Origin of the sequence: Streptomyces sp. NPDC047028 (genome assembly GCF_040644095.1) — a bacterium.
In the GTDB taxonomy this organism is placed as follows: domain Bacteria; phylum Actinomycetota; class Actinomycetes; order Streptomycetales; family Streptomycetaceae; genus Streptomyces.
This window is the reverse complement of the sequence record NZ_JBEYVS010000002.1, coordinates 149090-161401: the sequence shown is the minus strand read 5'-3', so window position 1 is coordinate 161401 and position 12312 is coordinate 149090. Positions and strand designations below refer to the sequence as shown.

The following is a 12312-nucleotide window of genomic DNA, read 5'->3' as shown; positions in this document are numbered from 1 at the left end:
TACACCATGACCATCCGCCTGTACTGCCCCGCCTGCGAGGACCGGACCCCGTCCACCGACGAACTCGCCCGCTACGTCTGCGACGGCTGCGGCAACGCCCTCACGCTGCGCCTCCCCGAGCCCGCGCCGTTCGCCCGGCTCGTCGCGCCGGAGCGTGGCCTGCCCTGGCGCTACCCGGACCTGGTCCCTGTCGACTACGAGCCCGCGCTGGACGACGGGGTCGGGCCGCGCGTCATCCGCAGCGCGCTGATGGAGTCGAGGCTCGGTGTCGACCAGGTCCACCTGATCGACTGCACCCGGTTCGGCACGGGCACCTTCAAGGACCTGGAAGCCGCCATCGTGCTCGCGGCCGCCAAGCAACTGGGCCTGCGCGACGTCTCGGTCCACTCGACCGGCAACACCGCCCTGGCCTACCGCCACTACGCCCAGCGGGCCGGCGTCTCCTGCGCCGGCTACGTCCCCGAGCGCAACCTCGACAAGCTGGGGGACGTCGAGGCCGATCCCGAGCAGCCCGTCTACTCCCTGGACTGCGCCTACGCCGAACTGTCGGGGCTGGCCAAGAAGGCCGCCGCCGAATCGGGACGCCGGCACCTGGCCCCCTTCGACTGGAAACTCGAGGGCAAATCCGTCCTGGCCGCCGCCATCTACGAGACGGTGCCGGACACCGACACCATCGTGCAGACGGTCGCCGGCGGCTACGGCCCGCTCGGCTACGAGGTCGGCTTCTCGCGGCTGCGCGACATCGTGGACACCCCTTCGGGCGTCCTCGGCGAGCGGCGCTACCTGCTCTTCCAGCCGGCGGACGCGGACACGCTCACCTGGGCCTGGCAGAACGGCGCCGACGAGGTCGGCGAGGACGACCTCCGGCTGCCCGACGATCCCTACGAGCCCACCCTGCAGTCCACCAACCCCGTCGCGACGCTGCCCCAGTTGCGCCGGGACCTGCCCGAAGGCACCGAACTGCGGTCCGTCGACGCTCAGGACGTCGAAGGGCTGCGGCCCGTCGTGGACGAGATCCTGGCGGACGCCGGCATCGAACTCGACTACATGCGCGAGAAGTCCGCCTACATCTCGCTCGCCGGCCTGCTCAAGGCACAGCTCGACCCCGGCGCCAGGATCGCCGTCATCGTCTCCGGCTCCCGGCCGTTCACCGCACCGGCCGGCCCCGGCGTATCGAAGAGGCTCGGCTCGTGACGCCGGCCATGACCGGGCCGGACGCCCCCACGCACCCGATCTTCGCGGACTACACCGCGGCCGATCCCCGCGCCGCGCTGCACGCGATGACGGCGGACGCCGTATCGGTGGAACCGAGGACGGGCGCCCTCATCGTCACCTCCTACGCCCTCGTCCGTGACCTGCTGATGCATCCGGCGCTGACGAACATGCCCCAGCACGACCCCCTGGTCCGGGCCGGCTTGAGTGACCGTCAAATCGCACTGCACCGTCCGGTCATCGAGTTCTTCCGTGCCTGGGGCGGCCATCACGCGGAAGTACGGCGCCGTCTGCTGCCGGCGTTCGGCCGCCAGCAGCTCCAGCCGGTGCTGCCCTCGTTGCGCGAGGTGTGCGCCGGCCTGCTGCGCGATCTGCGCGAGAGGCGGGAACCGGACGACTGGATTGAGCGGTTCTGCCGGCCGTACTGCCTGGCCGTGCTCGCGTCGGTCTTCGGCTCCACCCTCGCACAGATGGATGCCCTCGCCGCCTCCACGGACGGGTTGATGGCCTATGTGGCCAAACCCGCCTCCCACCTGGACGACGACCTCGCCCACCAGGCCAGGGCCTCCATGGCCCGTGCGCGAGACGCCGTACGGGAGACGGTTCTCGACACCCCTCGCACGCTCCTCGCAAAGGCGCTCCGCTCCATCGCCGACGACCCCCGACTCGGCGAGGCCGTGGCCGTGGCGGTGGCCGTCCAGATCATCACCGGGACGATGGACCCCCTGGCCGCCACGCTGACCGAGGCCCTGCTGCGCCGCCACACGGCCCCGGGCACGGACCGTACCGCCGACGAGCCGGGCTACGCGCGAAACGCCGAGGAGTACACCGAGGAGACGCTCAGACTCAGCTGCCCGTTCCGGTTCGCCGTCCGCTACGCCACCGCGGAACTGGACATCGCCGGCCACCGGGTGCACACCGGGCAGCGGGTGCTCCTCGTGCTGGGCTCCGCCAACCTCGACGAGGACTTCTTCCCCGAGCCACTCGCCTTCCGCCCCGGCGACCGGGACAACCGGCACCTCGCGTTCGGCAGGGGAGCCCACATGTGCATCGGGTCCCAACTGGCCCGCGCCGCCGTGACGATCCTGACCGAGGCACTGGACGGCGGCGACTTCCGTGTCGAAGCCGACCCCGCCACGCTGCGGCGGGCCGGGCACCTCGGCGCCGACCAGATCACCGGCCTACGGGTCCACGTCCGGTGACACCGCCACGCCCAGGCCCGTCCCCGCGCCGGGGGACGCGCCCGCCGCCCGGGGCTCGCTCCACTCCCCCGGCGGCGGGCCCGCCCGGCGTGCTCGTCGTGTTCGACCTCATGGGAACGTTGCTGCACGATCCCTACCGCACCGCCTACGCCCGGGCGTCCGGCTGCACCTTCGAGGAATTCCAGCGAGCCCGCTCGCCGGAGGTGTACGACCGCTTCGAACGCGGCCACATCGACGAGGACGCCTATTGGGGCAGTCTGCGCGCGCACGGCGTCGATGTCGACGTGCGCACTTTCCACCGGCTGCGGCGGGCCGGGTACCGCTGGCTCGGCGGGATGCGTGCGCTGCTGCGTGACTGCGCGGCCGCACACCCCACCGTCATCGGCTCCAACTATCCGGTGTGGATAGCCGACGCCACGCGTCTGATCCCCGAGGAGCCGGCCGTGGACGTCTTCGCTTCCTGCGATCTCGCGGTCCGCAAACCCGACGCCCGCTTCTTCGAGGCCGTCGCCCGTGCGACCGGTCGAAGCGTGGCCGAGCTGGTACTCGTCGACGACAAAGAGGAGAACGTCCGCGCGCTCCTGGCGCTGGGCGGTCGCGCCGTCCACCACACCTCTTCCCGGTCCACCCGGCAGGCCCTGGTCGACCACGGTCTCCTGCCGGCCGCACCGCGAAGAGCACCGTCCGGAGCCGGCGGCACGAGGTAGGCCGTCTCCGGACGGAGCGTCGCGGCCCGGTGCTCGATCGTCCCGCACCGTAATCGTGTCGACAGGATTGTCCCTCACACCGTACCGGCGTATATCCAGGCGGGGGCCGTCCGTCACTTCCTGCTCCGTCGGAGCAGCGTGCCGAACCGGCCCGCACTGCGCCCGCATGCTCCCGCACACCCCGTCAGCAGCCGATGCGGTCCTTCCTTCCCCAGGAGGAGCTCATGTTCGCCAGATCCCGGCCGAGCCGGTACCTGCCCAGCGCGCTGAGAAGAACTGTGCAAGCCCTCGTCGTGGTGGGCCTTTTGAGCCTGCTCGCCGTGCCCTCGTCCGCTTCGGCGGTCGACCTGCCCTGGTCCCCCGGCAGCTCGTCCGGCGCGTTCAACAGCCTCACCAGCGTGAGCAACCCCGACTGGATGAGCCAGGTCCCCGATTCCGTCGGGCTGGGTCGGATGTCGATCCCCGGCACGCACGACACCCTCGCGATCCACAGCGGCATCGCGCCCTGGTACTGGGAAACCCAGGAGAACCACGGCGACAGCGCCGACACGCTCACCGCCCAGCTGAACGCCGGCATCCGTGAGATCGACATCCGCGTCAGGGTCGTCAACAACGGCACGGCGTTCGCCGTCCACCACACGAACGTCTATGAGCACGCGAACTTCGACGACGTCCTGACCAAGGCGGGGGCGTTTCTCGCCGCACATCCGGGCGAGACCATCATCCTGAAACTGGCCGGGGAATGCGGTTACGGATCCGGCATCGGATACTGCACGGACGACCCGTCCTCCACGACAGGGGCCGACAGGGCCCGCATCTTCAGGAGCTACCTGGCCCGCTACCCGGGCCTTTTCTGGGCACCGTCCGTCGCCGGGACCGGCACCGCGGCCACCCCTGCCCTCGGACAGGTCCGCGGCCACATCGTCCTGGCCTCGTTCGGCAACGGCGTCGACGGCTACGGCCTCACCGGCCTCGACACCGGGAACATCCCCTGGACGGAGTGCAACCTCGACACGCGGTGGTCCGAGATCCAGACCCGGCTTCAGCAGGTGGCCGGCGACACGACCGACGTCGTCGACTCCACGGGACTGTCTGCCAGCTGCCCCCCGTTCGGCGCCACCTACGCCGACATCGCCAACGGTTACGGCGGCGGCCAGGGAATGAATCCGCACCTGCTGGACTACCTGGGCACCCATGACGGCCACAGCGGCGTGATCGAGATGGACTGGCCCGGCGGCCGACTCATCGCCACCATCATCGAACGCAACGTCCTCAGCCGTAACCAGTTGTGGAAGAACACCCGCAACCCCGACGGCAGTTGGCAGCAGTTCTCCGCCGTGCCGGGAGCCGAGGGCCGAGGACCGTTCACCTCCCTCGGACCGCCCATCACGTCGCTGCACGACCAGGCGATCGCCGGCCTGCCCGACAACACGGCACGGATGGTCGCGGTCGGCACCGCGGGACAGACATGGACGGCGGCCCAGAACGCGACGGGAACGGTGGGCGACTGGCAAGCCCTGGACACCCCGGCGAACCGGACACCCGTCAACGTCGCGGTGACCGGCATGCGCGACGGCAGCACGCAGATCGCCGCCGTCATGCCCGACCACGGCCTGTACCTCGAAACCCGGCGAGCCGACGGCACGGTCACCGGGTTCCAGCGGGTACCCGGCCAGAGCCCGGGAACCGACTGGTCAGCCGTCGGCGTCGCCCTGGCCGGAATGCCCGACGGGAGCACACAGGTGCTGTCCGTCAATCACGCGGACGGACTGCTCTACCTTGTCGTGCGCAGGCCCGGCGGCACCTTCGGCGACTGGAGTGAGGTGCCCGGGATCGCGGGCGAGCGGGGTTTCCAGGCCCACGACCTGGCGATCACCGCCATGCAGGACGGCTCGTCGCAGCTTGTCGCGCTCGGCCCGGAGAACTGGGTCTACCACCAGATACGTTCGGCCTCCGGCGCGTACACCGGATTCGCCCGGATGAACGGGTACAGCGGTGCGTCGACGTTCACCGCCACCTCCGTGAGCATCGCGGGCATGTACGACGCCGGCTCGGCGCAGGTGGTCGCCGTGGGCATCGACGGCCGCGTCTACCACAACGGCCGCTTCCCCAACGGCACCTGGACCGGCTGGGCACCTCCGGCAGGCCCCTTCGGCTCCGCCGGCATCACAGCCGACCCCGTCAGCATCACCGCACTCCCGAACAACCAGAGCATCGTGCTCGCCACCGTCTACAAGCCGTAGCATCCCAACCTCCTGCGTCTGGGCTCGGTGCGCGCCGACGAACCCGAGGCCGCAGAAGCATGCTGGTTGGCATCGTCGCCTCGGCCTTGGGCGACACGAGTGAAGGGCGAGCTGTGTTCTACTACCTGCTCAAGTACGTGTTGCTCGGTCCCCTCCTCCGGCTGGTCTTCCGGCCCCGGATCGAGGGGCTGGAGCGGGTGCCGGAGTCGGGGGCGGCGATCGTCGCCGGGAACCATCTCTCCTTCTCCGACCACTTTCTGATGCCGGCGATCCTCAAGCGCCGCATCACGTTCCTCGCCAAGGCCGAGTACTTCACCGGGCCGGGTCTGAAGGGGCGGCTCACCGCGTTCTTCTTCCGCAGCGCCGGCCAGATCCCGGTGGACCGCTCGGGCAAGGAGGCGGGGCAGGCCGCGATCCGGGAGGGGCTCGGTGTGCTCGGCAAGGGCGAATTGCTCGGCATCTACCCGGAGGGCACCCGCTCGCACGACGGACGGCTCTACAAGGGCAAGGTCGGGGTCGCCGTGATGGCGCTGCGGGCCGGCGTGCCGGTCGTGCCGTGCGCGATGATCGGCACGTTCGAGGCGCAGCCCCCGGGCAAGGTGATCCCGAACATCCACCCCGTCGTCATCCGCTTCGGCGAGCCGCTGGACTTCTCGCGCTACGCCGGCATGGAGCACGAGAAGGCGGTGCTGCGGGCCATCACCGACGAGATCATGTACGCGATCCTCACGCTGTCCGAGCAGGAGTACGTCGACGAGTACGCGGGCGTCGTCAAGGCGCGGGAGGCGCAGGAGGCGGAGCGGAGCAAGGGCGGGAAGGGCCGCCGGTTCCCACGGGCGCCGAGAAGCTGACCCGGCACCGGCTAAGGGGCGGCCGGATGTTCCGGCCGCCCCTCCCCGCCATGCGGGTCCGGGCCGGGTTACGGCTCCGGGGTCGCGTGCGGTGCGCAGGTCACGTCGGCGGAGTCCAGCGTGCCCTTGAGCAGGTAGGCGTCGACGCGGTCGTTGATGCAGGGGTTGACCAGGCCGGTCACGCCGTGCGAGCCCGCGCCCTCCTCGGTGATCAGGCGGGAGCCCTTGAACCGCCGGTGCAGGTCGACGGCGCCCGGGTAGGGGGTGGCCGCGTCACGCGTGGACTGCACGATGAGCACGGGCGGCAGGCCTCGGTGGGTGCGCACCTCGACCGGGGTGTGCTGCCGGGCGGGCCAGGTGGCGCAGGGCAGGTTCATCCAGGCGTTGGCCCAGGTCATGAACGGGTAGTCCCGGTTGAGCCGGGTGTTGTCCCGGTCCCACTTGTGCCAGCTGGTGGGCCAGTGGGCGTCGGCGCACTCCACGGCCGTGTAGACGGCATTGCTGTTCTCCGCCCGGATGTTGCCGGCCGTGTCCGCCAGGTCGGGGGCGGCGGCGTCGACCAGTGCCTTGGTGTCACCGGCGACGTACTTGCTGAACGTGGTCGCCACGGGCACCCACGAGGAGTCGTAGTACGGAGCGCTCTGGAAGTAGGAGATCAGCTCGGCGGGACCGACGACGCCGCCGAGGGGGTGCTTCTTGGCGGTGGCGCGCAGCTGGAGCCACTTGTCCTGGACGGCGGCGCGGGTCGTGCCGAGGTGGAAGTCGGCGTCGTGGGACGCGACCCAGTCCTCCCAGTCCTTCCAGCGGCCCTCGAAGGCGATGTCCTGGTTCAGGTTGGCCTGGTACCAGATGTTGGACCGCGCGGGGTCGACGACACTGTCCACGATCATGCGGCGCAGGTGGCCCGGGAACAGGGTGCCGTAGACGGCGCCGAGGTAGGTGCCGTATGAGACGCCGAGGTAGTTGAGCCGGCGCTCACCGAGGGCGGCCCGGATGACGTCGAGGTCGCGGGCGGTGTTCGGGGTGGTCATGTACGGCAGCATCGCGCCGCTGCGCTCGCCACAGCCCTCCGCGTACTCGCGGGCCAGCTTGCGCTGCGCGTTCTTGTCGGCGCCGGTGTCGGGCACCGGGTCCGCCTTGGGTGCCTTGACGAACTCCTGCGGGTCCATGCAGGAGATGGGCGCCGAGTGGCCGACGCCGCGCGGGTCGAAGCCGACGAAGTCGTAGGCCTTGGCCACCTTCGTCCACAGGGCGCTCTTGCCGGTGATCCTGCGCGGGAAGCTCAGGCCCGAGCCGCCGGGGCCGCCCGGGTTGTAGACGAGGGCGCCCTGCCGCTCCTGGGGGGTGCCGGTGCTGCCGGCGCGGTCGACGGCGAGCCTGATCTGCTTGCCGTACGGGCGGGCGTAGTCCACGGGCACGGTGACCCAGCCGCACTGGATCGGCTTGGCCAGTCCCCAGTCGTCGGGACATGCCTGCCAGTCGATGCCCTTCTTCGCGGCGCGGGCGGCGGCGATCTCGACGCCGTGGCCCGCACCGCCCGTGCCGTGCCGGGCCTCGGCGACGGCGGCGGGTGCCGAGACCGTCCCGGCTATCAGGGTCGCGGTGACGAGCGCCCCGGCTGAACCGAGCGCCCACAAGCGGCTCTTCGCAACGGTGTGCCTCAAGTCGGCCTGCCCCCTCCATTGGCTGTACATGGTCAGGCGAGACACTGTCAGCCGTACACAGCCCAGGCACAGGGGTCCGCACCGGTTCTTTGCCAATCCGATAACCGGAGAGCGGGGTCTCGTTGAGCGGACTGACCGGGCGGGCTACGGGTCGAGCAGCGCCAGCGCCTCGTCCAGCCGTCGGCGCAGCAGCAGCGCGTCCGCGGCGACGGCGGTGACCAGGGCGGCGGGCCCGGCGAGAGGCATCAGGGCGGCTCCCTCCCCCAGCATCCTCGCGTCCACCGGATGTGCGGCGAATTCCGGCCGCACGACGACCAGTTGTCCCAGCGCGCGGTGTCCGGCGAGCACGGCCGGGCCGTCCCAGCCGCCCGGCGCGCCCGGCCCGCAGGCGAGCTCCTGGTCCAGCACGGTTCTCCCGCCGACCCGCACCGCCAGTCGGCTCGTCAGCCGGCCCGGTTCCTCGCCCGCTCGCCCCAGCACCTGCTCCTCGCGCAGCACGAGCCGGGCGCCGGGGGCGAGGTCGGCGCGCGTGGCGACGTACAGGTCGCTGCCCTGGGCCGAGATCAACTGCTCTGGCAGCCAGTGCAGTTCGGCGCCCTCCGCCACGTCGAGCCGTACGTCGTAGCGCGCCGCGTCCGGACTCTGGCCGGGCAGGGCGAGGGTGGCGGCGGCCGAGCCGACGTGCAGCCCGGCGCCCGCCTCCACCCGGGCCGCCAGGGAGAAGTGGTCGCCGCCGAGCGGGCCGCTCATCGCGCCTACCAGCATGACCCGTGCCTCGCCGCCGCCCGCCCGGGTGCGGCGGAGCGCCAGGGGCCCCTCGCCGTCCAGCACGGGCAGGGCCGTACCGCCGCGCCCGTCGGCCCGCGCGACGACCCGGGCGCTCGCCCGGACCGCGGCCGCCCTCACGCGGCCCACGCGGCGAGCCGCTCCCGCACCCAGCCGGCCACGTCCGCGACACCGCCGTCCGCGCGCAACGACTGGAAGACGACGGGGAGTCCGGCCCGCTGCGCCTCGGCGTCGGCGGCCATCCGGGCCAGGTCGGAGCCGACGTACGGCGCGAGATCGGTCTTGTTGACGACGAGCAGGTCGGCGGTGGTGACGCCGGGCCCGCCCTTGCGCGGGATGTCGTCACCGCCGGCCACGTCGATCACGAAGATCTGGGCGTCCACGAGCCCCTTGGAGAAGGTCGCGGTCAGGTTGTCCCCGCCCGACTCCACGAGCACGAGGTCCAGCGGCCCGACCGCGTCCTCCAGGTCCTCCACCGCTTCGAGATTGGCGGAGATGTCGTCCCGGATCGCGGTGTGCGGACACGCCCCGGTCTCGACGGCCGCGATCCGCTCCGGCGGCAGCACCGCCTCCCGCAGCAGGAACTCCGCGTCCTCCCGGGTGTAGATGTCATTGGTCACGACAGCCAGCGCCAACTCGTCCCGCAGCGCCCGGCACAGCGCGGCGACCGTGGCGGTCTTCCCGGACCCCACGGGCCCACCCAGCCCGATCCGCATGGCCCGCCGCGTCCCGTCGGGCCGACAGGCATCGGCACTGACGGCACCGGGGCCGGGGTGGAGGTGATCAAGATGCATAGGAAACTCCAGGTGAAATCAAGCCCGTCCGGTGTTCGAGGACGAGGCCGAAGGCCGATAGGGGGGCACGGGGGCGCAGCCCCCGAAAGTCGGGAAGGGCAGGGGCGGCGGGGCCAAGACCCCTGGACGGCCACCCCTCAGGAGGCGAACAACCGTACGCCCCACCCCGCGTGCCACTGCGCCCCCACCTCCAGCAGAGGCCCGGACGCCGCGGGAAGGGCGGCGACCCCCTCCACCCCCACCCGCCGCGCCGCCGACACCGCCCGCTCCACGAGCTCGTCCATCTCGGGCGCCAGCCGCGCCAACACCCCACTCGCGTCGAACGGATCGAGGCTCAGCAACCGCACCACGGCGCTCGCCGGCCCACTCACGCTCTCGTACACCGCGCAGTACGCAGCATCCTCCGCCCCCAGCCCCGCCGCCCGCGCGGCCACCCCCAGCACCACCGGCTGATGGGCCCCCTTGGGGAACTCCCCCGCCAGAGCGTCAAGTCCGGTCGAAGGCCAGCTCGCCCGCGCCGCCCGCGTCAACTGCCGTCCGAGCCGCCGCGCGGCACTCCGCAACGCCGGTGAGGGCGTCCGCGCGTCCGCCGCCGCGTCCAGCTCCCGGGGATCGCACCCCAGCGCGGCGGCGGCCGCCAGCGCCCCCGCCACCAGCCCCGCGGTGTGCAGCCGGCCGCGGCAGAACGCCTCCAGGCTCGCGGCCGAGGTGATCCGGCCCGCCTTGACCGCGGCCTCCGCCCCGCCGGAGTGGGCGTGTCCCCCGGCGGGAAACCGGCCGTCGGCCAGGACGAGCAGTGCCGCCCGTGACGTGGAGGCGGCCATCAGAAGAGGAAGTACCGCTGGGCCATGGGCAGTTCGACGGCCGGAGTGGCCTCGACCAGCTCCCCGTCGATGCGCACGGCGAAGCTGTCGGGGTCGACGCGCACGTCCGGGCGGGCGTCGTTCTCCCGCATGTCGGCCTTGCCGACCGCGCGGGTGGACTCGATCGCCACGAACCGCCTGCCGAGCCGGAGGCGTTCCGGCAGCCCGTCCTCGATCGCCGACGGCGCCACGAAGTTCACCGAGTTCGAGGCCGGGGCGCGGCCGATCGCGCCGAACATCGGGCGGGGCAGGACCGGTTGCGGGGTGGGGATCGACGCGTTGGCGTCGCCCATCTGCGCGTAGGCGATCTGGCCGCCCTTGAGCACGAGGAGCGGCTTGACCCCGAAGAAGGCGGGCTCCCACAGCACCAGGTCGGCGAGTTTGCCGGTCTCGACCGAGCCGATCCGGCCGGCGAGGCCCTGGGCGAGGGCCGGGTTGATCGTGTACTTGGCGACGTAGCGCCGTACCCGGTGGTTGTCGGCGCGGGTGTCGCCCGGCAGGGCGCCGCGCCGGCCCTTCATGACGTGGGCGGTCTGCCAGGTCCGCATGATCACCTCGCCGACACGGCCCATGGCCTGGGAGTCGGAGGAGATGATCGAGATCGCCCCGAGGTCGTGCAGGACGTCCTCGGCGCCGATGGTGGACGGCCGGATCCGGGACTCGGCGAACGCGAGGTCCTCGGGGACGGCCGGGTTGAGGTGGTGGCAGACCATCAGCATGTCGAGGTGTTCCTCGACGGTGTTGACGGTGAACGGGCGGGTCGGGTTGGTCGAGCTGGGCAGCACGTGCGGCTCGGAGACCACGGTCATGATGTCGGGTGCGTGCCCGCCGCCGGCGCCCTCGGTGTGGTACGAGTGGATGCTCCGGCCGGCGATCGCGGCGAGCGTGTCGCCGACGAACCCGGCCTCGTTGAGGGTGTCCGTGTGGATGGCGACCTGGACACCGGTCCGGTCCGCGACGGTGAGCGCCGCGTCGATGACGGCCGGGGTGGACCCCCAGTCCTCGTGCAGTTTCAGGCCGAGGGCGCCGCCGCGGATCTGGGACAGCATCGCCTCGTGGGAGACGGTGTTGCCCTTGCCGAGGAATCCGACGTTGACCGGGTGGGCCTCCATGGCCTCGAACATCCGGGCGAGGTGCCAGGGGCCGGGGGTGACCGTGGTCGCCTTGGACCCCTCGGCCGGTCCGGTGCCGCCGCCGACGAGTGTGGTGATGCCGGACGCGAGCGCCTCGTCGGCGACCTGCGGGCAGATGAAGTGCACGTGCGCGTCGATGGCGCCGGCGGTGAGGATCCGCCCGTTGCCCGCGATGATCTCGGTCTCGGGTCCGATGACGAGGTCGCGGTGGACGCCGTCCATGGTGTCCGGGTTGCCGGCCTTGCCGATGCCGGTGATCAGGCCGTCGCGGATGCCGACGTCGGCCTTGACGATGCCCCAGTGGTCGACGATGACGACGCCGGTGACGACGGTGTCGGGGGCGCCGTCGGCGCGGGTGGCCCGGGACTGGCCCATGGACTCGCGGATGACCTTGCCGCCGCCGAAGACGGCCTCGTCGCCGCTGCTGCCGGGGCCGCCTGCGCGGTCCTCCTCGATCTCGATCAGCAGATCGGTGTCGGCGAGCCGGATCCGGTCGCCGGTGGTGGGGCCGAACAGGTCCGCGTAGGCGGCGCGGGAGACCTCAGGCATCGAGCGCGCCTCCGGTCTCCCCGCGCAGTCCGGGCACGATCCGGGCGCCGGCGAGGGGTACGAGTTCCACGGCGACGGGGACACCGGGCTCGAAGCGCACGGCGGTGCCGGCGGCCACGTTCAGCCGCTTGCCGCGCGCTGAGGCACGGTCGAACTCCAGGCCGGGGTTGGCCTCGGCGAAGTGGTAGTGGGAGCCGACCTGGACGGGGCGGTCGGCGGCGTTCAGGACGGTCAGGCGGGTCACCTCGCGACCCTCGTTGCAGTGCACGGGCTCGTCGGCGAAAAGCAGCTCTCCGGGAATCACGTCA

At 72.0% G+C, this 12312-nt stretch carries 11 protein-coding genes; 5 read left to right on the top strand and 6 right to left on the bottom strand.

Translation table 11 applies throughout. The features are described 5' to 3' along the window. The first annotated feature begins 6 nt into the window (after nt 1-6). From ABZ854_RS02880 to ABZ854_RS02860, 5 genes are all read left to right on the top strand, one after another. Nucleotides 7-1194 (top strand): pyridoxal-phosphate dependent enzyme, encoded by a 1188-nt coding sequence (locus ABZ854_RS02880; RefSeq protein WP_361203188.1) that lies wholly within the window; start codon nt 7-9, stop codon nt 1192-1194. Next, on the top strand, nt 1191-2414 hold the full coding sequence (locus ABZ854_RS02875) for a cytochrome P450 (RefSeq protein ID WP_361203185.1): 1224 nt from the start codon (nt 1191-1193) through the stop codon (nt 2412-2414). The genes ABZ854_RS02880 and ABZ854_RS02875 overlap by 4 nt, the downstream gene beginning before the upstream one ends. Nucleotides 2415-2524: 110 nt before the next feature. Continuing rightward, entirely contained in the window at nt 2525-3121 is a 597-nt protein-coding gene (locus tag ABZ854_RS02870; RefSeq protein ID WP_361203182.1) for an HAD-IA family hydrolase, read from the top strand. Between the two features lie 224 nt (nt 3122-3345). Beyond that, nucleotides 3346-5364, top strand: a complete 2019-nt coding sequence (locus tag ABZ854_RS02865; protein ID WP_361203179.1) for a phosphatidylinositol-specific phospholipase C domain-containing protein — start codon at nt 3346-3348, stop codon at nt 5362-5364. A gap of 113 nt (nt 5365-5477) precedes the next feature. After that, a complete protein-coding gene (locus tag ABZ854_RS02860) occupies nt 5478-6215 on the top strand; it encodes a lysophospholipid acyltransferase family protein (protein ID WP_361203518.1) in 738 nt (245 codons plus the stop codon). A 68-nt stretch (nt 6216-6283) separates the two neighbouring features. On the opposite strand, the gene ABZ854_RS02855 is transcribed toward ABZ854_RS02860, so the two are convergent. The 6 genes from ABZ854_RS02855 to ABZ854_RS02830 all read right to left on the bottom strand — a co-directional run bounded on the left by ABZ854_RS02855 (nt 6284) and on the right by ABZ854_RS02830 (nt 12308). Continuing rightward, complete coding sequence (locus ABZ854_RS02855) at nt 6284-7909, bottom strand: alpha/beta hydrolase (protein WP_361203176.1); 1626 nt, start codon at nt 7907-7909, stop codon at nt 6284-6286. 114 nt (nt 7910-8023) lie between these two features. Beyond that, nucleotides 8024-8785, bottom strand: coding sequence for an urease accessory protein UreD (locus ABZ854_RS02850; protein ID WP_361203516.1), 762 nt, complete (start codon nt 8783-8785; stop codon nt 8024-8026). After that, nucleotides 8782-9459 (bottom strand): urease accessory protein UreG, encoded by a 678-nt coding sequence (gene ureG / locus ABZ854_RS02845; RefSeq protein WP_361203173.1) that lies wholly within the window; start codon nt 9457-9459, stop codon nt 8782-8784. Before ureG ends, ABZ854_RS02850 begins: the two co-directional genes overlap by 4 nt. Before the next feature lie 137 nt (nt 9460-9596). Next, nucleotides 9597-10283, bottom strand: a complete 687-nt coding sequence (locus ABZ854_RS02840) for an urease accessory UreF family protein (RefSeq protein ID WP_361203170.1) — start codon at nt 10281-10283, stop codon at nt 9597-9599. Next, nucleotides 10283-12004: an urease subunit alpha gene (locus tag ABZ854_RS02835; protein ID WP_361203167.1), complete on the bottom strand. Its 1722-nt coding sequence runs from the start codon at nt 12002-12004 to the stop codon at nt 10283-10285. Before ABZ854_RS02835 ends, ABZ854_RS02840 begins: the two co-directional genes overlap by 1 nt. Beyond that, nucleotides 11997-12308 carry an urease subunit beta gene (locus ABZ854_RS02830; RefSeq protein ID WP_361203164.1) on the bottom strand — a complete coding sequence of 104 codons (312 nt, stop codon included), beginning with the start codon at nt 12306-12308 and terminating at the stop codon, nt 11997-11999. The genes ABZ854_RS02835 and ABZ854_RS02830 overlap by 8 nt, the downstream gene beginning before the upstream one ends. Nucleotides 12309-12312: the final 4 nt, after the last annotated feature.